This window comes from Haladaptatus sp. DYF46, from assembly GCF_021083305.1.
Taxonomy (GTDB): domain Archaea; phylum Halobacteriota; class Halobacteria; order Halobacteriales; family Haladaptataceae; genus Haladaptatus.
Map to the genome: position 1 here is coordinate 251227 of NZ_JAJFAY010000004.1, position 25053 is coordinate 276279.

Genomic DNA, 25053 nt, shown 5'->3' on the forward strand with positions numbered 1-25053 from the left:
TTAGAGCGAACAGGACATTCCGGCGGCATCCTTCGGAATGGTCGCCTGTTTCCCCTCGATGGTGGCGAGGGGCTTGCCGGGCATGACGGCGGCGTCCCAGCTATCCGCCCACTCGTCCGTCGTCGGGTCGAGGTTGGCGACGGTCATCGCCGACCGAGCCTGATTGTTGTACTTCTGGAAGACGTAGCCGTCTTCGCCTTTGGGCGTGTCTTTGACCGCCATTCCGCGCATGGCTTCCGCGATGTCGGTCCCCTTCGTGGAACCGCTTTGGTGGACGCCCTGCACGATGGCCGACGCGGCGGTGAAGGTGCCCGAGGTGAACAGGTCCGGCACCACGCCGTAGGCCTTGGTGTACGAATCGACGAACGAGGAGTTGATGTCGTTGTCGTACTGGTTCCAGTGATAACGGGTCGTGAACGGCCCGAGTTTCGCGTTCTCGATTTTCTCCTTCGTCAGCGGTTTGCCGAGGACCTTCCGCATCGTCTGGCCGACGACCTTGTTCGTGATTCGGGTCGCAAGCCCGCCGAAGACGCGGTAGTCGTAGTCCCCGGAGAGGTATTCGGTGAACAGGTTCGGGAGGGTGGCGACGGTGAATCCGCCGACGATACCCTGTGCGCCCGCCCCCTGTGCCTTGTCGAGCAGTCCCTTCCACTCCGAGTGTTCCTGCGGAACGAACTTCTTGCCGACGATTTCGACGCCTTCGTCCTTGAGCACCTGCTCGTAGTTGTTGACGACGGCCTTGCCGAAACTGTAGTCGGCCCCGAACAGGTACACCTTCTTCACGTCGGTTTCCTTGGCGACGTATTTCCCGCCGCTCCGGGCGTCCATCGCCGTGTTCTCGCTCGCACGGAACACGAGGTCGTTGCACGTCTCGCCGTCTGAGGTGATGGACGCCGAGGCGGCCGGTCCGGCGACGTACGGCACGCCGCTCGTCTTGGCCACCGTCTTGATGACCGTCGTCGCCGAGGACGACGACGCACAGCCGAAGAGCATGTCGACCTTTTGATCAGTCACGAGGTTCGTCGCCAGTTTCTTGGCCTTGCTCTGGGAGAACCCGGTGTCCCGGACGTACAGTTCGAAGTCCGTGTCACCGACCGAGACGACCGTCTTTCCGCTCTTGACGCCCGTCTTCGGTTCGGCGTCGGCCTTGTACGCTAATCCCGAAAGGAAGCCCCACAGGCTCTGTTGCCCGTAGTATTTGAGACTCCCCGAAATCGGTTGCAAGACGCCGATTTTGACCGTGCCCGATACGTTCTTCGTCGTCTTCGTCATGCCGCCCGTTCCATTATCGTTCTTCGAATTCGTGTCGCCCGTTGTATCGTTTGTGCCATCGTTTCCGTCACCCGTACATCCGGCCAGTCCGGCCACGCCGACCGCTCCCGCCGACGTGAGGACGTTGCGCCGCGTCAGTCTCCGGTTCGTCATACCACCTATACCGGGAGTTACGAGCGGCAAATACTGCTGGGTTAACATGTGAACAGATCCCAAATCAGGTGGTTCACATATCAACCGTGTATTTTTCCTCGCTACCGTTCGGATTTGGATTATGGCAGACGATGCGGCAGACGACGCGATAACGCCGCCGACGTTCGACCCGGAGGAGGTACTGCTCGTCGAGGACGATCACTTCAGGCCCGAAAACGTGGCATGCGTCACGGGTGCGGCCTCGGGTATCGGACGAGCGACGACGTTCGCGCTCGCCGCGAACGACCTCACGGTGGTCGGGACGGACGTGGACGAGGAGGGATTGGCCGAGACGATCGACCGCGCCGAGGAGTTGGGACTCGCCGAGAACGTCGAAACGGTCGCGGCAGACCTCACGGACGAGGACGAGATAAATCGGATCGTCTCGCAAGCGGCGGATGCGGGCACGGTGAAATACCTCGTCAACATCGCCGGACTCCAGCACATCGACCCCGTGGACGAGTTCCCGGCCGAGCAGTTCGACCTGCTCAACGACGTGATGGTCCGCGCGCCGTTCCTGCTGGCGAAAGCCTGCCTCCCCCACATGCGGGAAAGCGACGACGGAACGGGCTGTATCGGCAACATGGCGTCCGTTCACGGTCACTACACGACTTCGGATAAGGTCGCCTACAACGTCTCGAAGTTCGGCCTTCGCGGCCTCACGCAGTCGATCGCGGCGGAGGGCGACGGCGACGTTCGGGCCTTCTCGGTCAGCACGGGGTACGTGAAGACGCCGCTCGTGACGAACCAGATTCCCGACACCGCCGAACAGCGGGGCATTTCGATCGACGAAGTCGTCGAAGACGTGATGCTCGGACAGGCGCGCACGAAGGAGATGATGACGCCGCAGGACGTGGCGAACCTGTTCGTCTTCGGTTTCTCCAAACACGCGAAACACCTGAACGGCGGCGACCTGCTGTTCGACGGCGGCATGACGCTCACCTACGATTGAACGCTCTCGTCGCCGACACGCGAATTGGAAAAATCGAGACCGCACGTGACCGAGGGCCGACCGAGTGGTTTGCATCGGCAGACGAACGGAAGCGAAAGTCAGTCCAGTAGCTCCAGCGCGTCCACGACGCGCTGAATCATCTTCCGCTGTCCGCGCCGGAGGTTCTTCGAGACGGCGGGTTTCGAGACACCGAACTCGTCGGCCAACGTTCCGAGCGTGGCCGAGCGCGGGCTTTGGAAGTAGCCGTCCCTGACGGCGTGTTCGAGCGTCTCGCGCTCCACGTCCGAAAGGTCCCGGCAGCCGTCGATGAGCGTCATCGCGGCCCCCGCGTTCTGTACGAGGTTCTGTAGGTCCGGCAGGTCGGGCGTCTCGCGCGACACCACGTCAAACTCGTTGTTCCATTCGAGTTCCGAGAGCGCGCCCTCCGCGACGTCCTCGTGGTCGAAGCCGACGTGCCAGAGTTCGTGGCCGTCCTCGATGTAGAACGGCCCGGTGATGTAGCCGTCGTGGTTGCGGATGGCCTCCATCGCCTCCGTCTGCCCGATTGTGGTGCGGATGTGCGCGACGTTGTCCCGCTTCGAGAGGAGCGAGCAGTCGTGCATGTTGTCGTGTTCCCGGAGCGCCCGTAGACCGTGTTCGAGTTCCGTTCGGTCGTCACCCTCGACGACCAGCCTCGTGTCCAACTCCTCCCTTGCCCGGTCGAAATCCCAGTGAACGGCCGAGTACGCGACGCCGTAGTCGTCGGAGGTGTCGATGAACGGGCAGTCGTACTGCTCCATGTCCATCGTGAGGTCTATCATTATCGTTCGCCCTGTTACCGCGGAACATACGGAAGACGAGTTAAAATAGTTTCCTTATCGCTCGCTGCTGGCTGATTTCTCCCGTCGAAGGGGGGGAAAAGGCGGTGACGCTGGCAGTCAGGGACCAGTCGCGTTCTCCTCGTTCCGGCGCAGATACTGAAAGACGAGTGCGAACGCCAGTCCGCTGAAGGCACCCGTGATCGCGGTGGCAACCAGTGCCTCATCGAAGACGAACACACCGAGTACCCCCCATATCACCACCCAAATCACGACCATGATGGCCGAGTAGACCCATGGATTTTCGAGGCTGAGGATATCCATACCCGAAATCAGTTTTCCACCGACATATGTGTATTGGAAATATCGGCGTTCACCGTCCCTCTCGTCGCCGTCGAGTCTTCCGTTCGAAAGGTCGTATGCTGACACTCGACGGAAACTGACCCGAATTACGCGTCGTCGCGCCACCGTTTCCACCAATGGTCGAAGATGTAGATGAGGGACAGAAAGAACCCGCACCGTGCACCGGACACCGCTTCGTCGGCCGGGCGTTCACCGAAGAGAAGGACCCCTACGATCACCCACACCACCGCACTGAGGACGACCATTCCCGGTATGAAAACCGACGGGTTTTGCGGGCGTATTTTCCTCATACCGTTTTCATTAATTTCAACCAGCTAATCGGTTCCGGTGCGTTCGAATCCCGAACGGCGTGACCCCTCGCGTATAACGGACAACCTGACTACCGCTCACCGTCACCGAACTCCGCTTTCACCGCACCTCGGTCGATTTTCGACGGTCCCGATGTCGGCATCTCGTCCACGAACGCGAGGTGACGCGGGCGCTTGAACCGCGCGAGTTTCCCGTCCAAAAACGCCTCCAAATCCGAAAGTGTCAGCGACTCGTCTCCCTCCACTACCGCCCTCCCGACCTGTCCCCACTTCTCGTCGGGGACGCCGATCACGACGACTTCCTCGACTCCGGGATGGTCCGCGATGACGTCCTCGATTTCCGTGGGATAGACGTTCTCGCCGCCGCTGACGTACATGTTCTTCTTGCGGCCTTCGATGTAGACGTAGCCGTCGTCGTCCACGCGCCCGAGGTCGCCCGTGGACACCCACCCGCCGGAAGACCCGCGTTGTTCGCCTTCCGAACCTCCCCTCGCTTCGCACGCGGAGAGACCGAACGTCTCGGCGCTCTCCTCCGGATTCCTCCAGTAGCGGTCCGCGGCGTGGGGCGAGGCGAGTTCCAGTTCGCCGATTTCGCCCGTCGGAAGCGGTTCGCCCGAATCGTCCACGACGCGGGCATCGACGTGCATCGCGGGGACGCCCACGCTGTCGGACTTCTCGTGTGACCACCCGTCCGGCAGGGTGAAGTTGTTCGGCCCGCACTCGGTGAGGCCGTAGCCCTGCGAGAGTTCGACGCCGCGGTCCCACCACGCCTCCATCACGGCGTTTCGGCACGGCCCGCCGCCGCTCTTGGCGAAGCGGAGCGTCGAGAGGTCGGTATCGGCCCACTCCTCGTGGCGACACATCATCCGTAGGACCGCTGGAACCGCCACGAGGACGGTTGCATCCTCCGATTCGACAGTTCGGAGGACCGACTCGGGGTCGAACTCGCGGCCGATGACGACCCGCGCCCCGATGTGAAAGAGCGGAACCGTGAGGACGTTCCACCCGCCGGTGTGGAACAGCGGGAACACCATCGGCGTCACGTCCTCGGGTCGCAACCCCCACGCCGTAATCGTGTTGAACGAGTTCCACAGAATCGACCCGTGGGTGATGACCGTCTCCTTCGGTACGCCCGTCGAACCGCCGGTGTGCAGGAGGAGGTGCGGGTCGTCCATGGACACGTCCGCGGATTCGACGGGCGAATCGCCCGCCGGAAGCGCCGTTTTCCACGACTGCCATTTTCGATTCCTCGATTCGGACTCGTCGAGCGAGTCCGAATCGCCCGCTGACAGGGAGAGAATCGAACCCTCGAACTCGCGTTCGTCGTGGGACAGCACGTCGGCGGCGAGGTCTGTGAAGGGTTCTTCCACGACGAGGAGTTCCGGTTCGACGTCGTTCAGCATCCGCACCAGTTCGTCCGCCGCGAGGCGGTGTGAGAGCGGCGCGAGCACGCCGCCGGTCTTCCCGGTAGCGAAAAAGCAGTCGATAAATTCGGGTCGGTTCCGGGAGAGAACGGCGACGCGCTCCCCGTTCGAAACCCCGTATTCGTAGAGGAGACGGGCGGTGCGGTTGGCCCGCCGATTCAGTTCGCGGTAGGTGTAGCGCTCGCCCGTGGTGGCATCCACCAGTCCCACCGCGTCCGGCGAGAGTCGTGCACGTTTTTCGCTCCACGCGCCGACCCACTCGTACGGTCGTGTCGGGTGTTCAGGCATCGTGGAGGAAGGTGCGCAGTCGTTCGTTCACCGTCCCGGACTCCTCGATGAAGAAGAGGTGTGACCCGCCGTCGAAGCGTTCGAGTTCGGCGTGCGGAAGCAAGTCGGCGAGCAGTTCGGCGTTCCCGACCGGAAGCACGCGGTCCGCGGTCCCGTGTGCGATGAGGGTCGGCAGCGTGAGTTCTCCTAATCGGTCGCTGGCGTCGAAGTGCATCACGCCCGCCGCCTGTGCCCGTCTGGCTTCGTCGGACGCATCTTCGGCCAACCGACGGTCCACGACGTCGGAAACGAGGTCGTCGCGTTCCTCGGCGAACGCCTCGCTCATCGCAGGGGCCATCTTGTAGCGAATCGCCTCGCGTTCGTCGTACTCGGCGGGGACGTCGAACATCCGTTCTTGCGTCTCGGGCGGCGTCGGGACCGAATTCTCGCCCCCGGGCGTCGTACAGAGGAGGGAGAGCGTTTCCGCTCGGTCGTAATCGAGCGCGTACCGTTGGGCTATCATTCCCCCCATGCTGGCCCCGACGACGTGCGCCGATTCGACGCCGGCGGCGGCCAGAACGGATTCGAGGTCGCTCGCCATCTCCTCGATGCTGTACGGACCGTCCGGGGCGTCGGATTTGCCCGTTCCCCGATTGTCCCACAGGACGACGTGATGGTCGTCCGAAAGCGCCTCGCGCTGCCAGCGCCACATCCACCGCCCGTAGCCGAGACCTTCCACGAAAACGACGGTGTCGGCGTCCGCCGGGCCGTGCTCCTCGTAGTAGAGCGAGACGCCGTCGGTGTCGGTACATGGCATGCCTATGGCGACGGATGAACGAGTAATCAACCCCCTGTTTCACATGTTAACCCGGAGATTCATTCCGGCCGCGAACCGAGTTCGCGTATGCCCGTCGCATCCGTCGGGGACGAAGAAACGGCCACGTTGGAACTGACACAGGAACGAATCGACGAGTTCGCGGCGCTCACCGGCGACGACAACCCGCTTCACGTGGACGCCGACTACGCCGGTAACGGTCTGTTCGGCGGCCGCGTCGCCCACGGCGCGCTCACGGCCAGCGTCGTAAGCGCCGCCCTCGCGGCGCTCCCCGGCGACATCGTCTATCTCTCCCAGCACCTCGACTTCGAGAACCCCGTCCGGCCGGGCGAGACGGTCAGCGCGACGGCCACCGTGACCGAGGATTTGGGGGACGACCGTCTCGCGGTCGAAGTTCGCGCGGAGACCGACAGAACCGTTCTCTCGGGTACGACGACGGTTTTGTCACTGCCACACGAATAGGTGTGGTTCCGTCGTTGCAGCACGAATAGGCTCACCACGCGTACCGACCGGTTTCCGCGCCGCAAACCTCACAGTGGAATACGACTTCGCCGTTCCCCTCTTCGGGGACTGCTGGCGTCCGCTCCTCACACGACGGGCAGGTTCGTCGGAGGTCCATCGGTTCGTCGTCGCGTGGCGCACCGAGCGCGAGGACGACGAGTCGGTCGTCCCCACCGTTCCTCCCCTGTTGCCACTCGCCCGGTGCAAACCGAATCAGTTCCCCCGTGCCGACTTCGACATCCCCGTCCTCGGTTTCGAACGTCGCCGTTCCCGAGAGGACGTAGAATACCTCTTCCTGTTCGAGGTGGCGATGATAGCAGTCACCGATGTGCTCGCCGGGGGCACGTTCGAAGTAGTTGATGGCGAGGCCGTCCGTCTCAAGGTCCCCTGCCAGCGGTTTAAATACGCGAGCGCTCCCGTCGGACCTCTCGATCGCGACCTTTTTCATCCCGTGTACATTCGCGGAGGTGTCGATTAGCGCTTTCCCGCGTCCCGAAAGTGCCGACGAATCACCGACCGTATCGCCGCTGTACTTTTACCCGTGCCCGTTGCCCACATGAGCCATGACGACCACAGCAGAGCTCGCGGAGTTCGTCGCGGAAACGACCTACGACGACCTCTCGGAGAACACGGTGGACGAACTCGAAAAGCGGGTGCTCGATTCGGTGGGAATCGCCGTCGGTGCCATGGGCGAAAAACCCGCAGAGGCGGTGCGGGACACCGTCGAGGAGATGGGCGACGGGGACTGCACCCTGTGGGGCGGCGGCAGCGCCTCACCGCCGGACGCGACCATGCTGAACACGGCCTACGTCCGCTATCTCGACTACATGGATTCGTTTCTCGCGCCCGGCGAGACGCCGCACCCGAGCGATAACATCGCCGCCGCAATCGTCTGCGGGGAGTACGAGGACGGTACGGGGAAGGACCTCCTCACGGCCATCGCCATCGCGTACGAGGTGCAGGCGGAACTAGCGTGGAACGCGCCGGTTCGGGACAGGGGATGGGACCACGTCACCCATACCGTCATCTCGGCGACGGCGGGCGCGTCGAAACTCCTCGGCTTGGACCGCGAGGAGACGCGTTCGGCCATCGGCATCGCGGGAACCGCGCACAACGCCCTGCGAGTGACCCGGACGGAGGGGATTTCCGAGTGGAAAGGGTTGGCGTCCGCGAACGCCGCCCGGAACGCCGTCTACTCGGCGATGCTGGCGAAGAACGGCGTCGAGGGGCCGAAGAACCTGTTCGAGGGCCAAAAGGGGTGGAAACAGATCGTCTCCGGCGAGTTCGACGTCGACTTGTCGCCCGGAGAGCGCGTTCACGACGTGATGACGAAGCGGTACGTCGCCGAGACGTACGCCCAGTCGGCCGTCGAGGGCATCATCGAGTTGGCGGAGCGCGAGGACATCGACCCCGACCGCGTGGACTCGATTCACCTCGACACGTTCGCGGGCGCGAAACTCATCATCGGCGGCGGTGAAGGGTCGCGCTACGAGGTGGAGACGAAGGCGCAGGCCGACCACTCCCTGCCGTACATGCTCGCCGTCTCGCTCCTCGATCGCGAGATGACGAACGCACAGTACGATCCGGACCGAATCCGGCAGGACGACGTACAGAGACTCCTCCGAACCGTCGAAGTGGAGGAGGACGAGGAACTCACGGACCGTTTCGAGGCGGGAGAGATGCCCGCCACCATCGACGTGGTGATGGACGACGGCACGACGTACCACGTCGAGAAGGACCACTTCGCGGGGCATCCGAACAACTCGATGTCGTGGGAGCAGGTCGAATCGAAGTTCGAGCGGATGACCGACCGACGATACGACGATGGGCGACAGGAGGACATAATCGAGGCGGTACGCGGACTCGAAAACCGCGACGTGACCGACATCGTTCGATTACTCGACTGACGGCGGTGGGTCAGTCTCCCACTACTCGGGGGGTATGGTGTGAATAGATACCATATAACTCGGCTGACAGCCCGCCCATATTGAAACATAGGAGACTCATTACGGAGCGTCAGCCGTGCTTTATTCGGTAAGCTACGTCACCAGATTTGGACCAAAAGGCCTGAATTCGGTCGATTCGAGCGGTCCGTCGCGCTTATACCGTACCGGTCGGGATAGCCGACGAGTACTGGGCGACGGCGTCGATAAAACGGTCCTCTCCATTGAAATACAGATGCGGCGACACGAGAAAGTGGACGATGAACACACGACGACGTGTCGGTGTCGTCCAGGTAGATACAATGAAAAAAGGATTCAGAGTTCTCCTCGCGATGAGTCTGGTCGCCAGTCTCTTCGTGGTGGGCTTCGCCGGAAACGCTGCCGCAACAGATCGCCACCACCATCAAGACGGCGGCGATAGCGTACAGTACAGCGAACAGTACGCGTTGTCGGGCGTGAACCAGGAACAGTACGTCGGACAGGCTAACGTCAACGAACAGGACGACAACTACGCGATCTCGGCCAGCGCCGCGTGGAACGGTGGCGAGGCAGAATCTGACGACGCGACGGCTATTCAAGCCAACGCCCAAGAGAACGAGAACGCACAGGTCGCGGGCTCGAACGCCCAGAACTTCAACTGGCAGTCCAACTAAAACCGAACTACTACCGCTGTTCGATTCGGGGAACCGAACCCCGGCAGCTCGGTAATAGCTAATTTTTCGGACCGTTTCCGCCGTAGCGACCGGTAATCGAAGTTGACCGCCGAACTGGCTCCCAATAACAAAACACCGGTGACCCGTTGGTTTGCTCAGTCATGACGGGGTGTGAACGCGGTTCGAACCCGTCCGCGGACGAACAGAACCCGGGTGCGGGCGCCACAGGAGTTCGACGAACGTGTCGGCGGGCGGGCAGCGTCGCCGTCGTTTTGCTCGTCGTCCTCTCCTTCGGTCTGAGCATCGGCGTTCCCTCGGGAGCGTCCCCGCAACCGACCGATTCCGTCGCGGAGAACTGTACGACGGACTCCGGGGGCAACGCGGCGTGGCATCTCGAACGCTACGGCGCTGGCTGTCACGATGACGGGTTCGTCCGGTTTCCGACGGGCGAGCGGATAGACAGAATCGGCGATCCGCCGTGGGTCCCGCTGTAGCGGGTCGTCGTGGAACGATATCTCAGCGGCCGTTGCCTTCGAGTTCCAACGCGTGGTCGTTCCCGTCCGTCGTTTTCTCCTCGGAGTCGAATTCGGTATCCGATTCGGGCGACAGACAGTCCCGGCAGTAGGCGTTCTCGCCCCAGTCGAGCGTTCTGAGCGGGATGCCGAACGCCACCTGTTGTTTCGCGTATCGCCGTCGTCGACCGTTCTCTGCCGGTTTTCCGCAGCAGTCACAGCGGATTTGCTCGCCCGTTTCGATGGGATACGTGTCCGTGCGGTGTTTCGTCCCGAACGTCATCGGCGAGTACGCGACCCGCCTGCGGGAGAACGCCCACGCCATCCCCAGCAGGGTCAGTCCCCACGCAATCGTCCAGTCGTCGATTCCGAGGTACGATTCCGATCCGACGAACGAGACGGCGACCACCGCCATCGTCGTGAGCAGGAAGATGTCGTCGAAGCTCATCGATCGAATCTCCGACGCGAGGGACGACGGCGAGTCCATACCTCCGCTTTTCTTCAACCTTTGGCGAACGCATCTTCTATTGGTGAACTGTCATTCTCCGACGCCCAACTCCTTTTGTATCTGTTCGTCGTACCCGTAGGGGGTTTTCATGACCGACAGAGCATTCGACTTTCTGCACGTCAACGAACGCGAATCGAAACCGCGCGACAAGGGAATCACCGAGATGCGCGGGCCGTACTACGACCCGATGGGGCCGCGCGAACTGCAGGACATTCTCGATACGATGGGCGAATACGTGGATATCTACAAGTTCTCGGGCGGGTCGTTCGCCCTGATGCCCGAGGACGTGGTGGAGGAATTCATCTCCATCTGCCACGACCACGACGTTCAGGTCTCGACGGGTGGTTTCATCGAGAACGTCCTCGTCCGCGACAACGACGAGGTGGAGCGGTACATCGAGGAGGCCGGAAACCTCGGCTTCGACATCGTGGAAATATCGTCGGGGTTCATCGCCATCGACACCGACGACCTCGTGGAACTGACCCGACTCGTTCAGGACCACGGCCTGAAGGCCAAGCCGGAAATCAACGTCCAGTTCGGTGCCGGCGGGGCCTCCTCCGTCGAGGAACTGGAGAGCGAGGCGGCCATCGACCCCGGGAGCGCGATTCGGGAGGCGGAGCGCCACCTCGACGCCGGGGCGTACAAGATCATGGTCGAATCCGAGGGCATCACGGAGCGCGTCCGCGACTGGCGGACCGACGTGGCCTTCGAAATCGCGAACGAGGTCGGCATCGAGAACTGCGTGTTCGAGGCCGCGGACCCGCAGGTGTTCGAGTGGTACATCAAGAACTTCGGGCCGGAGGTGAACCTGTTCGTGGACAACTCCCAGATCGTGGAGTTGGAGTGCATGCGGTCGGGCCTGTGGGGGAAGAAGAGTTCCTGGGGTCGCGTGGTGTCGTACAACGAGGACGGGTGAACCAACGAGGACGGGTGAACCGCCCGTCCCCCATCAGTCCGCCAGTCGATATTTACCGCCGCATCCCGACACGAAGGATATGGAGTACGAGACGATTCAGGGGGAAGAGATTCCGAAAATCGGCCTCGGGACGTGGCGAATGGAGGGTGCGACCTGCCGCGAGGCGGTGGAAACCGCACTCGACCTCGGCTATCGACACATCGACACCGCACAGGCGTACGGCAACGAACGGCAGGTCGGTCAAGCAATTCAACACTCCGACGTGGACCGCGAGGAGGTCTTTCTGACGACGAAAGTGTGGCCGATGCACCGCAAACGCGTCGATATCGTGAACTCCGTGCACGAGAGTCTGGCGCAGTTGGGCACCGACTACGTCGATTTGCTCCTCATCCACTGGCCGAACCCGCTCGCGTCGACGGGCGAGGTGATGCGGACGCTCTCGGACATGCGGACGGACGGGTTGGCGCGCCACATCGGCGTGAGCAACTTCGACGCGGAGCAGTTGGAGACGGCACGGAAGGAGGCGACGGTGGACGTGTTCACCGACCAAGTGCAGTTCCACCCGTTCAACCCGCAGGAGGAAGTGCTCGACTACTGCCGGCGAAACGACGTGCTGTTGACGGCCTACAGTCCCTTGGCCCACGGCGGGGCCATGCGCGACCACATCCTCACCGAACTCGGGAACAAGTACGATAAATCCCCGGCGCAGGTCGCGCTTCGGTGGGTGACACAACAGGACGACGTGGTGACGATTCCGAAGTCCACGAGCGCGGAGCACCTAGCGCAGAACCTCGAAATCTTCGACTTCGAACTGACGGAAACCGAGATGGCCCTCGTGGGACGCCCGTCGCGTCTCCGAACGGGAATGTCGATGCTTCGCGGTCGGTTGGGTCGGTAGACTGCTGATTTTCCGGTTTCACTTCAATCGTCGCGCAGTTCCTCCACGATGGTTGACCCGACGCGGCGAACGTTCTCAAGCGTGACGTCGAACGTTTCGGCTTGCACGCCGTCGTGCAGACTGTCTCGAATCGACTGCCCGTCGTAGGGTCTGTCGAAGTTGACGACGCCGCGCACGCTCAGATACCGGTCCAGCAGTCCGAACCGGTCGAGCGCGGTTGCGGTTCCCATCTCCTCCATTTCGGTCGTCGCGTAGGTTCCGGCGTCGTACTGATCCACGAGCCACTGGGCCTGCTCGGCGACGGCTTCGCCGTGCCAGAACTCGTCGCCACAGAGCGTCGTTCCCACCTCGACGCTCGGTTTCTTCCGCGCCGCGACCTGCGAATAGCGGTTTCGGTACGCCTCCGTTCCCGGCGAATCGAGGAGTTCGACCGATTCTCCGGCGCGGCGAGCGTCCGCCACGAGTTCCCCGTTCAGGTGATAGACGTAATCATAGGGGCGATAGGAGAGCAGTTCGAGCGGCATCTCCCGTTTCCCTTTCTCCCGTTTCCGTTCTTCCTCCCGCTCCCCGTCGCGTTCCGACCAGCGGTGTTTCCGATCCCAATCGACGATGTCGTCCGCGAGGAACACCGACCCGAGCGTCCCCACGTCCGGCGGTGACCCCGCGACGCCGACCGTGACGAAGTACGCCTCCGAGGAGTCGATTTTCGGCGAGGCGAGGATGGCCGTCACGGTGGCAGCGGCGTCCGCCTTCCCCATCCCCGTGGACGTGATTCCGATTCCGTCGTCGGTGTAATAGAGGGGCATGTTCGCGCCCGGAATCGACACCGACTCCTCGAATTCGTAGCTCTCGCGCCACAGTTCGAACTCGTCGGGCAAATCCTTCGCAAAGTCGAAATCGTCCGCTGCGAAGGCCGGAAGCAGGAGGACGTCGAGGACTATCGGCTCCGTCGCATCCGTCATTTGAGAACCGGTTCGGCGGCGTTCGTATAGGTGATTTCGGTCGGGGCACCCGTCGACACGATTTCGGCGCGGTCGTCCCTACTGCACCGGAATCTCGACCAGTGTCATGCCGTCGCTTTCGATCGCATCGGTCAGCGCGTCGTCGATTTCGTCCCACGTCTCGGCCCGCACGGCGTCGATGCCGAAGCTTTCGGCGAACGTCACGAAGTCGGGGTTCGTCAGGCCGGTCCCGAAGTGTTCGCCGAACTCCTCCTCCTGTTCCTCGGTGATGAGTCTGTACTCGTCGTCGTTGAAGACGATGATGGTGTACTCACAGCCGAGTCGGGTCGCGGTGTCGATTTCGGCCGCGTTCATCAGGAATCCGCCGTCTCCGGTGGCGACGACGACGTTGGAATCGACGGCGAGGTCGGCGGCGAGACCCCCCGGAACGCCGATTCCCATGCTCGCCAACCCGTTCGAGATGATGACCGTGTTGGGTTCGTACGTCGGAAAACTCCGCGCGATGGCCATCTTGTGACTCCCCACATCGGAGACGAGGACGTCGTCGTCGGCCATCGCCTCCCGGAGGAACGGGAGGACGCTTTTCACCGTGGTCGGGTCGTCCGCTTCGGGGAATCGCGCCGTCTGTTCCGCGATGGCCTCGCGCTGGTCTCGATACCATCCGGCGGGACAGGCCACGTCCAGTCGCGTCCGGAGCGCATTGAGTCCGGCGGAGATGTCACAGACGAGTTCCACGTTCGGGTTGTAGTGTTCGTACACCTCGGCGGGTTCCGAATCGAGGTGGACGATGTCCTTGTCGCGGTCGGGGTTCCACTTTTCCGGGTCGTGTTCCGCGATGTCGTACCCGAGCGTCAGTACGCAGTCCGCCTGCGCGATGGCGTCCGCGGCTTCCCCGTTTTCGCCCGAGTCGAGCGTGAACAGCGAGTGTTCGTCGGCGTCCGAGAGCGCCCCCTTGCCCATGTAGGTTCCGACGACCGGAACCGCGGTCTCGGAGACGAACTCGCGGAGGCTTTCGGCCGCCCGTTCCCGAACCGCGCCGTTTCCGGCGATCACGAGCGGTCTATCCGCCGCTTGGAGGAGTTCCGTGGCATGTTCGACCGACCGTTCGTCCGGGTCGGGTCGCCTGATTCGTCGGGTTGATTGGAGCGGTTTCGCGCTGGTCTCCTCCGCCGCGACGTCCTCCGGGAATTCGAGATGTGTCGCGCCGGGTTTCTCGTACTCCGCGAGTTTGAACGCCTTGCGGACCGACTCGTTGATGGTCTCGGGGTCGGTCATCTGCGTGTTCCACTTCGTCACCGACCGAAAGGTGTGGAGGACATCGAGGAGTTGGTGGCTCTCCTTGTGCTGTCGTTCCAGACCCGCCTGTCCGGTGATGGCGACGACGGGACTCTTGTCCACGTGGGCGTCCGCAACCCCCGTTAGAAGGTTCGTCGCGCCGGGTCCGAGCGTCGAGAGACAGACACCCGCCCGTCCGGTCACGCGCCCGTGGACGTCGGCCATGAACGCCGCGCCCTGCTCGTGTCGGACGGGGATGAACTCGATGTCCGAATCGCGGAGGGAGAACAGCACGTCGCCCAGTTCCTCGCCCGGCAGACCGAACACGTACTCCACCCCTTCTTGTTCCAGACAGTCCACCAGTAAGTCGGATGCTTTCATCGGTCGAAATACGAGGAAGAACGATTAGTGTTTGTTGGCGGTTCCACAGCCCACCGGCTTCACGCTGTCCATGGCGAGCAGTCGGCACCCGTTTCCCGTCTCGGCTTCGAGGAGCAGGGTTCGGTCGGTGGAACACAGTTCGAGGTCACAGCTACAGACCTTGAGCACGGTGTCCCCGTCGTCGTCGCCGTCGACGTTCCTGACGTTCACCCGACACGGTCGTGCGGATCGCCCGTCCGCTTTCGAAAGCAGGTCGTCGATGTCGCCACAGGAGACGCCCTTCCATTTCGGATTTCGGTACTTCTGGCAGTTTCGCGTTTCGAACATGGGTGGGGCAGACGACGGCACCAATCGGATGCTCTCGGGTTTCACGTTCGGCCATCCGACGTAGACGGTGACGAGTCGGTTCTTCCGCGCGTGTATCGTGTTCGGACAACAGCCGGGTTTCACGTCCATCCAGCAGGTCTTACAGCATTCCTGCGCGCCGTCCCGTGCGCTCGCCGCTCCGGCGAGCGATGGCGCGCCAAAGGCGACCCCCGCGGCAGCGAAGGCACCTCGTTTGAGGACGTCCCGTCGGGTTCGTACGTGTCGTTTCGATTCCATGGGGAGTCGCTCCGAGATGGTCGTGCGACATGTTACCATTTTTGTCGGTTCCGCGGAGATGTTCGTCTTTCTCACCGTCTTTCCGTTCGACGAAGGCCCGTGCCGAGGACTGGATTTATCCTCGTTCGGCCCGTGATACGGATGAACGGGGTTTCCGATGAGTCAACAGGAACGGGAAGTAGAGCAGTCGGATTCGGAGGGTGTACAGGAGGGCGAGACGCAAGCGGGAAGCGACATCGCGTCGCCACAACAGGACCGATTGGACCGGAAAGCGCAGCGACGCGAGCGCGCGGCAGAGGTCGAACGCGAGACGGAACCGGAGGGCGAGCGGGTCCACCTCAAGGTGTTTCGTTACGACCCGGACGTGCCGGAGAAGCAAAAGCCGCGCTTCGACCACTTCTACGTTCCCGACAAGCGCGGATTGACGGTCCTCGACGCGCTCATCTACGCCCGCGACAACTTCGATACGACGCTCACGTTCCGTCACTCCTGCCGGCAGGCCATCTGCGGGAGCGACGCCTTCTTTATCAACGGGTCGCAGCGATTGGGGTGCCAGACGCAGGTGTCCGAACTCGACAGCCCGGTGCAGGTCGAACCGCTCCCGCATCAGGACGTCGTCAAGGACCTCGTGGTCGATATGGAACACTTCTACGACCAGATGCACTCGGTCGAACCATACCTCCAGACGGAGGAGAAACCGGACGACGACCTCGAAGAACAGCGCCAGAGCCGCGAGAATCGGGAGGAAATCAAGATGTCCACGCGCTGTATCTGGTGCGGCGCGTGTATGTCCTCGTGTAACATCGCGGCGGAGGATAACCAGTATCTCGGCCCGGCGGCCATCAACATGGCCTATCGGTTCGCCATGGACGAACGCGAGGGCGAATCCGTGACGGATCACCGACTGAACCAGATGGACCAAGAACACGGCGTCTGGCGCTGTCAGACCCAGTTCTCCTGTACGAACGTCTGCCCGAAGGACATCCCGTTGACACAGCACATTCAGGAACTCAAGCGGGAAGCGGTGAAGAAAAACCTCAAGTTCTGGTGACCCGTGGGGTCTTTCCTTTTCGCGGGACAGTTCACGTCGTACACAATTCAGGTTATAGATTGGACCCGAGGCGCACCGTAAATAATGACAAACGACCGAAACGAATTACTCCCTCGCTCCCGACCATTGTATGATGGCAGCGCTTACCACATCATTGGCGCTCACCGTCCTGATGGGTGGGTTCCTCCTCCTCGTCCTGTATTTCATTCTACAAGTCGAGGACTGGCGGTCGTACACACCCACAGGTGGGGGGGTGGGTCAAGGAGAAGAACAGCGGTCCGTCTACGAGCAGAAGCCATCGGGGATACTCCGATGGCTGACAACGGTCGACCACAAGGACATCGGCATACTCTACGGCGTGTTCGCGATGATATCGTTCGTCTGGGCCGGAGTCGGGGTCCTACTGATGAGAGTCGAGTTGCTCACCCCGGTGTCGACGATCCTCACGGCCCAAGAGTACAACGCCCTCTTGACGACGCACGGCCTGACGATGCTGTTCCTGTTCGCCACGCCGATGATATTCGCGTTCGGGAACTACTTCATTCCGCTCCTCATCGGCGCGGACGACATGGCCTTCCCCCGGGTGAACGCCATCGCCTTCTGGCTCCTTCCGGCCGCCGCCACGCTCATCTGGATCGGCTTCCCGCTGGGAGCGGTCGGGTCGGGAATCCAACCGTCGCAGACGAGTTGGACGATGTACACGCCCCTTTCCGTACAGCAACCGAGTCCGTCCGTGGACCTGATGCTCCTCGGCCTGCACCTCTCCGGTATCAGCACCACGATGGGTGCCATCAACTTCATCGCGACCATCTTCACCGAACGCGGCCCGAACATCGGATGGGAAAACCTCGACCTGTTTTCGTGGACGGTTCTCACCCAGTCCGGCCTGGTCCTGTTCGCGTTCCCGATGCTGGGCAGCGCCCTCATCATGCTGTTGCTCGACCGGAACTTCGGCACCACGTTCTTCTCCCCGCAGGGCGGCGGTAGTCCGATCCTCTGGCAACACCTGTTCTGGTTCTTCGGCCACCCGGAGGTGTACATCATCGTCCTGCCGCCGATGGGACTCGTCAGCCTCATCCTCCCCCGTTTCGCGGGCCGGAAACTGTTCGGGTTCAAGTTCGTCGTCTATTCGACGCTGGCCATCGGCGTGCTCTCGTTCGGCGTCTGGGCACACCACATGTTCGCCACGGGCATCGACCCGCGTATCCGTCTCAGCTTCATGGCGGTGTCGCTGGCCATCGCCGTTCCGAGTGCGGTGAAGACGTTCAATTGGATCACGACGATGTGGAACGGGAACATACGCCTGACCGCGCCGATGCTGTTCAGTATCGGATTCATCCAAAACTTCATCATCGGCGGCGTGACGGGCGTCTTCCTTGCGTCGATTCCGGTGGACCTCGTGCTCCACGACACCTACTACGTTGTCGGCCACTTTCACTTCCTCGTGATGGGGGCCATCGCCGTCGCGCTGTTCGCGGGGGTGTACTATTGGTTTCCCATCATCACCGGACGGATGTACCAGAAAACCCTCGCCCACTGGCACTTCTGGCTCACCATGATCGGGACGAACGTGGCGTTCTTCGCCATGCTCTTTTTGGGCTACGGCGGCATGCCGCGCCGGTATGCGACCTACCTTCCGCAGTTCACGACGTGGCATCAGGTCGCGACCCTCGGGGCGCTCGTCGTCGGACTGGGCCAGCTCATTTTCGTCTGGAACATCGTCCAGTCGTGGCTCGAAGGTCCGACTGTCGAGAGCGGCGACCCGTGGGCGTTGGAGGAGGAGGGCATGCTTTCGCCCGAATGGGTGTGGTTCGAGAAGCGACGCGAAACCGCGCTCGCCGACGGCGGCGACGGTGACGGACTGACCGACGGCGGTTCGGAGGACGCGGGGGGCGATACCTGATGTCGTACTCCCCGTTCGACCGCGAGACCATGCTCGACATCGTCGTGAACATCGTCCCGATGCTCATCCTGTTGTTCTTCATCGTCCTGGCCTTCGTCTGGACGCCGTGGCACGGTGAACCGTTGATCTCCGCGATGGCACACCTCCTGACCATCATCCCGTTCGTCCTGCTCGGGCTATTGACGTGGATCGCAGCGCGGTACGTCGGGTAGCGCTGTCGGAGGAGTTCCCCGCCTCACCGCCCGATGAGTTCGGTGAGTACAGAAAAGAGCGACGCACCCGCCATTACGATGGCGAGGAGGCCGAAAGCGGCGGCGAATCCCTCCGTATCGGAGAGGACGCCGACGATGGCGGGGGCCAGTGCGCCGACACCCATCAGGAGGGTACGCACCAACCCGAGGCCGCCGCCGGTCACGTCGTCGGGAATCGTCGCCGCGAGGTACGAGTCACGAATCGGCCGGAAGCCATGGCTTCCGGCGCCGAAAAAGACGACGATACCGCCGAACACGAGCGGACCCGCCGTTCCGGCCATCGACAGCGCTCCGAGCGCACCCGCCGCGACGGCGAGGACGGCGGTGGCGAGCGGAAGTCGTCCGATGCGGTCCGACAGGTCGCCGGTGACGACCTGTACCAGACTCACGGCGAACAGCGCGCTGTAAATGAGCGACGCGTTCGACCCCGACAGGCCGTGCTCGGTGAGATAGAGCGGAAGGAACGCGACGACGCCGTTGTACGCGAAACTGAAACACACCGTCGCGCCGACGAACGCCGTGAACCGACGGCTTCGAAAGAGCGCTAGATACTGCCGAAGCGCGAGTGCGTTCGCCGAACCATCGCCGTCGATATTCACGGAGTCCGACGTCCGTCGCGGCACGAACGCGAGGACGCCGCCTGCGAGCGCGAACCCCATCACCGTCCCGACGAGAAAGAGGAGATGCCAGTTACCCGCGTCGGTCACGAGGACGACGGCGGTTGGCGCGGCCACGCCGCCGAACGCGCCGAGGGTGTCGAACAGGCCGAGCGCTCGCCCCGTTCTCGCGGGATACACCCGCGACAGCAACCTGATGGAGACGGTCTTGTGGATTCCCGTCCCAAGACCGACGAGGAACATTCCACCGACGAGTACCGTGAACGGCGCGGCGATTCCCAAAACAAGCGCGCCTCCACCGGTGATCACGGCACCGGCGGCGATGACTTGCACCGCGCCGAACCGGTCGGCGAGGACTCCGCTCGGGAACTGCATGAGCGAATAACAGAGCATCGTGACCGTGAATATCGTCCCGAGGAGGGCGTTCGAGACGCCGAACTGGGTCCGAAAGGTGGGAAACAGCGCTGGAAGCGCGTAACGAAGGAACTTCGCGAGAAACCAGAGTGCGGCCGTCAGCAGGAGCGCATCGTACTCCGACACCCGCGAAAAACCGTTCCGAACTCGGGTTCTCATCCGAGCAATGGTCCTCGGGCCACCGATAAAAAGTGGGCGGAACCGGCGAGGTGAGCGGCAGTCAGTCGAGCGAGATGTCCACGCGTTCGCCGCTCCGCGCCGATTCGTAGGCCGCCTCGGTCAGCGCGGTCACGGCGTACGCGTCGCGGGCGGTGGCGGGCGGCGTCTTCCCGCTCTCGATACAGTCGATGAACACGGCCGCCTTGTCGCCGCTTCGATGTTGGTCGATGTACGGAGCGACCGTCGTCCCGTCGTCCTGAACTTCGGTCAACTGTCGCGGCTCCCACTGTCGTCCTTCGAGGTAGATGGCTCCCTCGTCGTCCCAGATGTGGATGTGTTCGCGGACGCTTGGGGCGTCGCTGAACACCGAAATGCTCGCCGATGCGTCGTTTTCGAACCTGACGGTGAGTTGTGCGCGCTCGTCCACCCGGTTTTCCTCGTCGGCGAACGTCATCTCCGCCTGCACCGACGTCGGCGTCAGGCCCGTCGTCCACAGCACCGCATCGACGAGGTGGCTCCCCGTGTCGTAGAGGTTCCCGCCGCCGGAAAGGTCGGGGTCGGTCCGCCACGCATCCTCGAACCGCGAAATCCAGTTCTGCGTGATTTCCGCGCTGATGAACCGCGGCGTCAGGTCCGAGTCGGTCCACCGCTCACGTGCCCGTACGAACGCCTCGTTCAGATGGCGCTGATAGCCGACCATCAGCACTTGATCGTCGAGTCGCTCGCTGCGTTCCACGAGTTCCCGTGCCTCCTCGGTGTCGATGGTGAGCGGCTTGTCACACAGTACGTGAAGGCCGTGGTCCAGCGCCGTCGTTATCTGCTCGTAGTGGAAAGCGTGCGGCGTTCCGATGAGTACCGCGTCCAGTTCCTCCGCGTCCAGCATCTCCTCGTACGATTCGTATTGGGATCCTTGGCCGATATACAGCGTGTTTCCGGCTTCCTCGCGGGCCGCCTCGCTCACGTCCGCGAGGGCGACGACGGTCGAACGCGGGTCTTCCTCGAACGATCGTCCGACGGTCGTTCCGATGAAACCGCCGCCGATGACGCCGATACGATGCTTTTCGGGGGATGGGGATTGTCCTGACATAAGTCACTCTCTCGTGAAGTAATTCGTACGAGTGGTCGGTACGCACGCCCCCGTCTTATCTTTCGTGGCGGTTTCACGACGAATTTGTCGACGGCGTATTTTCCTTCCCTTCGCCCCTCAGACGGGTACCGGTCCGCTCGTTCCGGGTCCCGGCGGATGCCAGCCGTCCGACATCTCGAAGATGGCCACGTCCTCGTTCTCGAACACGAGACGATACTGCGGCGACGAAAGCATCGTCGACATCATCTCCGGCGGTTGATGGTGACGCATCCCTCGAATCGTGTACGCCCCTTTCGGGACGTAGACGTACTGCGGATGGACGTCCATCCGCATTAGCTCCGCCGTCAGACAGTTGGAACTGTGACATCGTGACAGCTCCTGAAACTGATGGAGTTGATAGCCGTACTTCTGGTCGCCCTTCCACTCGACTCCCCACGGCCCGATGGAAATCGTCCTGTCCGTCTGCTGTGGGAACCACTCGGCGGCGTCGCCGAGGACCAGAAACTGTGCGGATGGGTCCGTGTGTTCGTTCGCCCACGACATCGCCTCGACGTCGTTGCCGTTGACGAACTGGGGAAGCGACGGGCTTCCGGCGTGGGCGTTCATCCCCCCCATCGCGTACAGCATCCCTCCGCTGAGTCCGATGGTCGCCAGCAGAACGACGGAGAACGTGACGATTTCGTTCCGATCGGCGGACGAGGAGGTGTCGCGAATCCATCGAAAAATCCCGTCGAAGACGAACCGTGCGCTGATGAGCGCGCCGATGAGAAACACGAAGCGCGCCTCGTTCATCGTCGCCGTGATGACGACCAACCACGCCGGGAGGAAGTACTCGCGCCGTCGTATCAGCCAGAGACACCCGACCGCGGGAAGCAGGTGCCACGCCGACAGGAACGGCGGTTCGTTGATCTGTTTCCGTAGCAACTGCTTCAGCGCCGGGAGGGCACCCCCGAGGCCGCCGTGGGTGCCCGCCGCTCCGCTGAACACCGACGATCCGTGCATCGAGATCACCGACAGCCACCACGGGGCCGTGAGAACGACGCCGCCGAGACCGACTATCAGTCCGTAAGAGAGCCCGCGAACCGACCGGTCGAACCGAACGTAGAGCACGAGGAAACTGATGACGAAAAATATCGTATACATCGGGTGGGTCAACACCGTGAGCGTGAACGCGATGAGGGACGGGACGAGGAACCGCCGGTCGTGGTCCCGGAAGAGGTGGAGTCCCGCGTAAATCCCGGTCAGCGAAAAGAGCATCGCGGGAGCGCGAACGATGCCGCCCGCGGAGATGTGCCACTGGAGTATCGGCGGACTGACCGCGACGATGAGCGTGGCGAGCGAGGCCTGCGGCCGCGAGTTGAACAGGTCGCGCGCGAGGAAATACAGCGGAACGAGATAGACTATCGAGACGAGTCCGGGGAGAAACCGGGCGATTGTGAACGCACCGAGACGCGTCGTATCGAGGATGAGCGCCAAGATGTAGAACATGAACGGCGGATACGCGAAGGGAACACCGTCGGGCGTGTACCCGGGAATCGTCTTCGGCAGGACGTACCCGCTTTTCTGTATCTCCTCGGCGATCTGAAAGTACAGCCCCGCACCAAAGGAGGGGAAGGGATGGCTCCCGACGTAGAGATAGAGGACGCACGCACCGGCGAGGAGCGCGGGGACGAGCCATGGTAGTTCGTAACTCAAGCCTCTCGATTCCTGCGACGTATTCGAATCCGTCTGATGACTAGCCATGGTTGTGGGTGGGGAGCCGCCGCTCCGAGATCGGCAGCGGCAGCGTTCTCGCTCGGACGAAACTATCGCAGGATTCACTCTTTGTTATCCAGTGGCTATCCCCGAGCTAGCAACGAATACCGACGACGAGCGCACGGTAGGTGGAAATTCCAGCAGTAGTAACACGGGGTTGTGTGAATCTCGATTTCGAGACGGCGCGGGAGAACCCCGTCCTCCGTCGTCCCCCGTTTTGGAACGGGCGAAACAGTTCACGAAACGGTTTCGCCGGCCGAGTCGTCCACCGCGGTCACTCGTAGCGGAGCGCGTCGATGGGGTCCGTGTGGGAAGCGTCCCACGCCGGATAGATCCCGGCGAGGACGCCGACGAGGACGCCGACCACGACGGCGATACCGAACCACTCCACCCGGAACGCGACCGGAAGTCCGATGAGTTGGGCCGCGATGTACCCCCCGCCGAAGCCGACCACCGCGCCCAGCGCGGACCCGAACAGGCCGAGCAACACCGCCTCGAAGAGGAACAACTGGAGGACGTCGGTGCTCTGCGCGCCGACGGCTTTCATGATGCCGATCTCACGGGTGCGCTCGGTCACGCTCACTAACATGATGTTGGCGATTCCGATGGCCCCGACGATGAGCGAGATGAGCGCGATGCCGGAGATGTACGCCGTGAACGTGTCGCTGACCCGCTTGACCTGATTGACTAGCTCCTCCTTGGTCGTCACCTTGAACTTGTAGTTCTCCGACTTCAACTGGCTCGCGTCCGACCGTTCACCGAGATACGTGTAGACGCGCCCCTGTACCGCATCCACTTGGCCAGGGTCGCGCGCGAGGACGAGTATTCGCCCGTACACGCGCTGATCCCGGCCGGTGGACGGACTGTTTACCGTCCGTTGGTAGAAGGGGTCCGTCGGCGCGAACACCCGCGGCGTCGGTCCGCTGCTGATGCCCAACGAGGTCTCGTCGGACGGTTCGACGATGCCCGTCACCGTCGCGTTAATCTCTTCGCCGTTGACGGCACGGGTGACGGTGATGTTGTCCCCGACGGAGACGTTGCCGCCGCCGAACATCCGCGCCGCCGGCCTGTTCAGGACGACTTCGCGCTTCCCGCTCTGGAACGACCCGCCCTGGACGAACCGTTGGTTTTTCACGTCGAAGTACGGCGGCGACGTGACGACTATCCACTGCCGACCCACCGTCGAGTTGTTGTACGCCACCGTCGAGGCGGCGATGCCACTCTCCGGGACGGCGGTTTCGACGCCCCTGAGCGATCGGATGCCGTCGAGGTCGTGTTCGGTGAAAATAGTCTGTCCGCCGCTGTTCCCGAAGTTGGGAATCCCGCTCTGACTCGGCGACTCCGCCGAGACGTACATGGTCGCAGCGTTTCCACCGGCGACCGTGTTGACGATATCCGCCTGCAAACTCGCGCCGAGCGTGACGAACGTGATGACCGCCGCCACGCCGATGATGACGCCGAGCGTCGTCAGCGTCGACCGAAGTTTGTGTTCGCGGATGTTTCGCCAACTGATTCGAACGCTTTCGAGAACGTTCATCCCCACGTGCCAGTCCGCGTGTCAGTTCGCGTGTCGTTCATATTCTCGTCTACCCGAAAACGTCTACGGGTTCCTCCGACAAAAGTCTATGATGCGAAACGTCGTCTTAACCGTCTGAAACGCCAAATTATACCGTATTTGGCCGTTTCGAAAGTGGTCGGTTTTTCCGTTCGAACGGTTTTCTCAGTTCTCCACCATTCGAACGGTCAACACCGGAACGCCCGACAGGCGGACGACTTTTTCCGTGACGCTGCCGAGGAGATAGCGATCCAGTCCGCGGCGGCCGTGGGTTCCCATGACGATGCAGTCGATGTCGTGTTCGTCCACGTAGTCGAGGATGATTTCATACGGCGTGCCGTGCTGAACGGACGTTTCCACGTCGATACCCGCTTCGGTCGCCGCGCGCTCGACGTCCGCGACCGCGTCCGTACACTCCGCTTCGAGTTCGTCGGCGAGGATGTTGGACCGAACGTCCGGCGGCATCGCGGTCTGGTCCACGACCGACAGGACGTGAAGGCTGGCATCGGAAATCCCCGCGAGGGTGAGCGCCTGTTCGACGGCCTTGTCGGTGGACACGCTCCCGTCCGTTGGCAGCAGGATTCGTTCGTACATGCACGTACGACACGTCATCGACCTGCAAAGCTATACTGGTGGAACTTGTTACTGGAGACGACAGTTCGATTCTCGGAACGTGGTTATCATGGGATGGGAATCAGC

The 25053-nt window shown here is 62.5% G+C and carries 26 protein-coding genes; 10 read left to right on the forward strand and 16 right to left on the reverse strand.

Going from position 1 to position 25053, the window contains the following annotated elements; translation table 11 throughout:
• Positions 1-1425, reverse strand: coding sequence for an ABC transporter substrate-binding protein (locus tag LJF34_RS19315; RefSeq protein WP_231186945.1), 1425 nt, complete (start codon positions 1423-1425; stop codon positions 1-3).
• Between the two features lie 121 nt (positions 1426-1546).
• Between LJF34_RS19315 and LJF34_RS19320 the strand changes: the two genes are divergently transcribed.
• A complete protein-coding gene (locus LJF34_RS19320) occupies positions 1547-2416 on the forward strand; it encodes an SDR family oxidoreductase (RefSeq protein WP_231186946.1) in 870 nt (289 codons plus the stop codon).
• 98 nt (positions 2417-2514) lie between these two features.
• Here LJF34_RS19320 and LJF34_RS19325 read toward each other — a convergent pair whose 3' ends face one another.
• From LJF34_RS19325 to LJF34_RS19345, 5 genes are all read right to left on the reverse strand, one after another.
• A complete protein-coding gene (locus LJF34_RS19325; RefSeq protein ID WP_231186947.1) occupies positions 2515-3216 on the reverse strand; it encodes a helix-turn-helix domain-containing protein in 702 nt (233 codons plus the stop codon).
• Positions 3217-3333: 117 nt separating this feature from the next.
• The gene (locus LJF34_RS19330) at positions 3334-3537 is read right to left on the reverse strand and encodes a hypothetical protein (protein WP_231186948.1); all 204 of its coding nucleotides are present in this window, start codon (positions 3535-3537) and stop codon (positions 3334-3336) included.
• A 125-nt stretch (positions 3538-3662) separates the two neighbouring features.
• The gene (locus LJF34_RS19335) at positions 3663-3866 is read right to left on the reverse strand and encodes a hypothetical protein (RefSeq protein ID WP_231186949.1); all 204 of its coding nucleotides are present in this window, start codon (positions 3864-3866) and stop codon (positions 3663-3665) included.
• 89 nt (positions 3867-3955) lie between these two features.
• A complete protein-coding gene (locus LJF34_RS19340) occupies positions 3956-5596 on the reverse strand; it encodes an AMP-binding protein (protein WP_231186950.1) in 1641 nt (546 codons plus the stop codon).
• A complete protein-coding gene (locus LJF34_RS19345; protein WP_231186951.1) occupies positions 5589-6392 on the reverse strand; it encodes an alpha/beta hydrolase in 804 nt (267 codons plus the stop codon). Before LJF34_RS19345 ends, LJF34_RS19340 begins: the two co-directional genes overlap by 8 nt.
• An 87-nt stretch (positions 6393-6479) precedes the next feature.
• Here LJF34_RS19345 and LJF34_RS19350 point away from each other — a divergent pair, with 87 nt between their 5' ends.
• On the forward strand, positions 6480-6872 hold the full coding sequence (locus tag LJF34_RS19350; protein WP_231186952.1) for a MaoC/PaaZ C-terminal domain-containing protein: 393 nt from the start codon (positions 6480-6482) through the stop codon (positions 6870-6872).
• A gap of 31 nt (positions 6873-6903) precedes the next feature.
• On the opposite strand, the gene LJF34_RS19355 is transcribed toward LJF34_RS19350, so the two are convergent.
• Positions 6904-7359, reverse strand: coding sequence for a cupin domain-containing protein (locus tag LJF34_RS19355; RefSeq protein ID WP_231186953.1), 456 nt, complete (start codon positions 7357-7359; stop codon positions 6904-6906).
• Positions 7360-7474: 115 nt separating this feature from the next.
• Between LJF34_RS19355 and LJF34_RS19360 the strand changes: the two genes are divergently transcribed.
• The 3 genes from LJF34_RS19360 (at position 7475) to LJF34_RS19370 (ending at position 10001) form a co-directional block, all read left to right on the forward strand.
• Positions 7475-8818, forward strand: coding sequence for an MmgE/PrpD family protein (locus LJF34_RS19360; RefSeq protein WP_231186954.1), 1344 nt, complete (start codon positions 7475-7477; stop codon positions 8816-8818).
• A 368-nt stretch (positions 8819-9186) separates the two neighbouring features.
• Positions 9187-9507: a hypothetical protein gene (locus LJF34_RS19365; protein ID WP_231186955.1), complete on the forward strand. Its 321-nt coding sequence runs from the start codon at positions 9187-9189 to the stop codon at positions 9505-9507.
• 161 nt (positions 9508-9668) lie between these two features.
• Entirely contained in the window at positions 9669-10001 is a 333-nt protein-coding gene (locus tag LJF34_RS19370) for a hypothetical protein (protein WP_231186956.1), read from the forward strand.
• Positions 10002-10023: 22 nt separating this feature from the next.
• On the opposite strand, the gene LJF34_RS19375 is transcribed toward LJF34_RS19370, so the two are convergent.
• Positions 10024-10506, reverse strand: coding sequence for a hypothetical protein (locus LJF34_RS19375; protein WP_231186957.1), 483 nt, complete (start codon positions 10504-10506; stop codon positions 10024-10026).
• Between the two features lie 109 nt (positions 10507-10615).
• Between LJF34_RS19375 and LJF34_RS19380 the strand changes: the two genes are divergently transcribed.
• Positions 10616-11443, forward strand: coding sequence for a phosphosulfolactate synthase (locus tag LJF34_RS19380; protein ID WP_231186958.1), 828 nt, complete (start codon positions 10616-10618; stop codon positions 11441-11443).
• Positions 11444-11522: 79 nt separating this feature from the next.
• Positions 11523-12341, forward strand: coding sequence for an aldo/keto reductase (locus tag LJF34_RS19385; protein ID WP_231186959.1), 819 nt, complete (start codon positions 11523-11525; stop codon positions 12339-12341).
• A 23-nt stretch (positions 12342-12364) separates the two neighbouring features.
• On the opposite strand, the gene LJF34_RS19390 is transcribed toward LJF34_RS19385, so the two are convergent.
• The 3 genes from LJF34_RS19390 to LJF34_RS19400 form a co-directional block, all read right to left on the reverse strand.
• A complete protein-coding gene (locus LJF34_RS19390) occupies positions 12365-13303 on the reverse strand; it encodes a purine nucleoside permease (RefSeq protein ID WP_231186960.1) in 939 nt (312 codons plus the stop codon).
• Positions 13304-13381: 78 nt separating this feature from the next.
• Complete coding sequence (locus LJF34_RS19395; protein ID WP_231186961.1) at positions 13382-14959, reverse strand: acetolactate synthase large subunit; 1578 nt, start codon at positions 14957-14959, stop codon at positions 13382-13384.
• A gap of 24 nt (positions 14960-14983) precedes the next feature.
• The gene (locus LJF34_RS19400) at positions 14984-15562 is read right to left on the reverse strand and encodes a hypothetical protein (RefSeq protein ID WP_231186962.1); all 579 of its coding nucleotides are present in this window, start codon (positions 15560-15562) and stop codon (positions 14984-14986) included.
• Between the two features lie 157 nt (positions 15563-15719).
• On the opposite strand from LJF34_RS19400, the gene LJF34_RS19405 reads away from it, so the two are divergent.
• The 3 genes from LJF34_RS19405 (at position 15720) to LJF34_RS19415 (ending at position 18728) form a co-directional block, all read left to right on the forward strand.
• Positions 15720-16613, forward strand: coding sequence for a succinate dehydrogenase/fumarate reductase iron-sulfur subunit (locus LJF34_RS19405; RefSeq protein ID WP_231186963.1), 894 nt, complete (start codon positions 15720-15722; stop codon positions 16611-16613).
• 133 nt (positions 16614-16746) lie between these two features.
• Complete coding sequence (gene ctaD, locus LJF34_RS19410) at positions 16747-18516, forward strand: cytochrome c oxidase subunit I (protein WP_231186964.1); 1770 nt, start codon at positions 16747-16749, stop codon at positions 18514-18516.
• Positions 18516-18728 carry a DUF6684 family protein gene (locus LJF34_RS19415; protein WP_231186965.1) on the forward strand — a complete coding sequence of 71 codons (213 nt, stop codon included), beginning with the start codon at positions 18516-18518 and terminating at the stop codon, positions 18726-18728. The genes ctaD and LJF34_RS19415 overlap by 1 nt, the downstream gene beginning before the upstream one ends.
• Positions 18729-18751: 23 nt before the next feature.
• Here the strand turns inward: LJF34_RS19415 and LJF34_RS19420 are convergent, their stop codons facing one another.
• From LJF34_RS19420 to LJF34_RS19440, 5 genes are all read right to left on the reverse strand, one after another.
• A complete protein-coding gene (locus LJF34_RS19420) occupies positions 18752-19957 on the reverse strand; it encodes an MFS transporter (RefSeq protein WP_231186966.1) in 1206 nt (401 codons plus the stop codon).
• Between the two features lie 61 nt (positions 19958-20018).
• Positions 20019-21044, reverse strand: coding sequence for a Gfo/Idh/MocA family oxidoreductase (locus LJF34_RS19425; protein ID WP_231186967.1), 1026 nt, complete (start codon positions 21042-21044; stop codon positions 20019-20021).
• Positions 21045-21161: 117 nt separating this feature from the next.
• Positions 21162-22739, reverse strand: coding sequence for a glycosyltransferase family 39 protein (locus LJF34_RS19430; protein WP_231186968.1), 1578 nt, complete (start codon positions 22737-22739; stop codon positions 21162-21164).
• Between the two features lie 334 nt (positions 22740-23073).
• Positions 23074-24336: an ABC transporter permease gene (locus LJF34_RS19435; protein ID WP_231186969.1), complete on the reverse strand. Its 1263-nt coding sequence runs from the start codon at positions 24334-24336 to the stop codon at positions 23074-23076.
• A gap of 183 nt (positions 24337-24519) precedes the next feature.
• The gene (locus LJF34_RS19440; protein ID WP_231186970.1) at positions 24520-24948 is read right to left on the reverse strand and encodes a universal stress protein; all 429 of its coding nucleotides are present in this window, start codon (positions 24946-24948) and stop codon (positions 24520-24522) included.
• Positions 24949-25053: the final 105 nt, after the last annotated feature.

Coding starts and splice junctions, on each gene's coding strand:
- LJF34_RS19315 (WP_231186945.1), bottom strand. CDS start 1,425: ATGACGAACCGGAGACTGACGCGGCGCAACGTCCTCACGTCGGCGGGA.
- LJF34_RS19320 (WP_231186946.1), top strand. CDS start 1,547: ATGGCAGACGATGCGGCAGACGACGCGATAACGCCGCCGACGTTCGAC.
- LJF34_RS19325 (WP_231186947.1), bottom strand. CDS start 3,216: ATGATAGACCTCACGATGGACATGGAGCAGTACGACTGCCCGTTCATC.
- LJF34_RS19330 (WP_231186948.1), bottom strand. CDS start 3,537: ATGGATATCCTCAGCCTCGAAAATCCATGGGTCTACTCGGCCATCATG.
- LJF34_RS19335 (WP_231186949.1), bottom strand. CDS start 3,866: ATGAGGAAAATACGCCCGCAAAACCCGTCGGTTTTCATACCGGGAATG.
- LJF34_RS19340 (WP_231186950.1), bottom strand. CDS start 5,596: ATGCCTGAACACCCGACACGACCGTACGAGTGGGTCGGCGCGTGGAGC.
- LJF34_RS19345 (WP_231186951.1), bottom strand. CDS start 6,392: ATGCCATGTACCGACACCGACGGCGTCTCGCTCTACTACGAGGAGCAC.
- LJF34_RS19350 (WP_231186952.1), top strand. CDS start 6,480: ATGCCCGTCGCATCCGTCGGGGACGAAGAAACGGCCACGTTGGAACTG.
- LJF34_RS19355 (WP_231186953.1), bottom strand. CDS start 7,359: ATGAAAAAGGTCGCGATCGAGAGGTCCGACGGGAGCGCTCGCGTATTT.
- LJF34_RS19360 (WP_231186954.1), top strand. CDS start 7,475: ATGACGACCACAGCAGAGCTCGCGGAGTTCGTCGCGGAAACGACCTAC.
- LJF34_RS19365 (WP_231186955.1), top strand. CDS start 9,187: ATGAGTCTGGTCGCCAGTCTCTTCGTGGTGGGCTTCGCCGGAAACGCT.
- LJF34_RS19370 (WP_231186956.1), top strand. CDS start 9,669: ATGACGGGGTGTGAACGCGGTTCGAACCCGTCCGCGGACGAACAGAAC.
- LJF34_RS19375 (WP_231186957.1), bottom strand. CDS start 10,506: ATGGACTCGCCGTCGTCCCTCGCGTCGGAGATTCGATCGATGAGCTTC.
- LJF34_RS19380 (WP_231186958.1), top strand. CDS start 10,616: ATGACCGACAGAGCATTCGACTTTCTGCACGTCAACGAACGCGAATCG.
- LJF34_RS19385 (WP_231186959.1), top strand. CDS start 11,523: ATGGAGTACGAGACGATTCAGGGGGAAGAGATTCCGAAAATCGGCCTC.
- LJF34_RS19390 (WP_231186960.1), bottom strand. CDS start 13,303: ATGACGGATGCGACGGAGCCGATAGTCCTCGACGTCCTCCTGCTTCCG.
- LJF34_RS19395 (WP_231186961.1), bottom strand. CDS start 14,959: ATGAAAGCATCCGACTTACTGGTGGACTGTCTGGAACAAGAAGGGGTG.
- LJF34_RS19400 (WP_231186962.1), bottom strand. CDS start 15,562: ATGGAATCGAAACGACACGTACGAACCCGACGGGACGTCCTCAAACGA.
- LJF34_RS19405 (WP_231186963.1), top strand. CDS start 15,720: ATGAGTCAACAGGAACGGGAAGTAGAGCAGTCGGATTCGGAGGGTGTA.
- ctaD (WP_231186964.1), top strand. CDS start 16,747: ATGGCAGCGCTTACCACATCATTGGCGCTCACCGTCCTGATGGGTGGG.
- LJF34_RS19415 (WP_231186965.1), top strand. CDS start 18,516: ATGTCGTACTCCCCGTTCGACCGCGAGACCATGCTCGACATCGTCGTG.
- LJF34_RS19420 (WP_231186966.1), bottom strand. CDS start 19,957: ATGAGAACCCGAGTTCGGAACGGTTTTTCGCGGGTGTCGGAGTACGAT.
- LJF34_RS19425 (WP_231186967.1), bottom strand. CDS start 21,044: ATGTCAGGACAATCCCCATCCCCCGAAAAGCATCGTATCGGCGTCATC.
- LJF34_RS19435 (WP_231186969.1), bottom strand. CDS start 24,336: ATGAACGTTCTCGAAAGCGTTCGAATCAGTTGGCGAAACATCCGCGAA.
- LJF34_RS19440 (WP_231186970.1), bottom strand. CDS start 24,948: ATGTACGAACGAATCCTGCTGCCAACGGACGGGAGCGTGTCCACCGAC.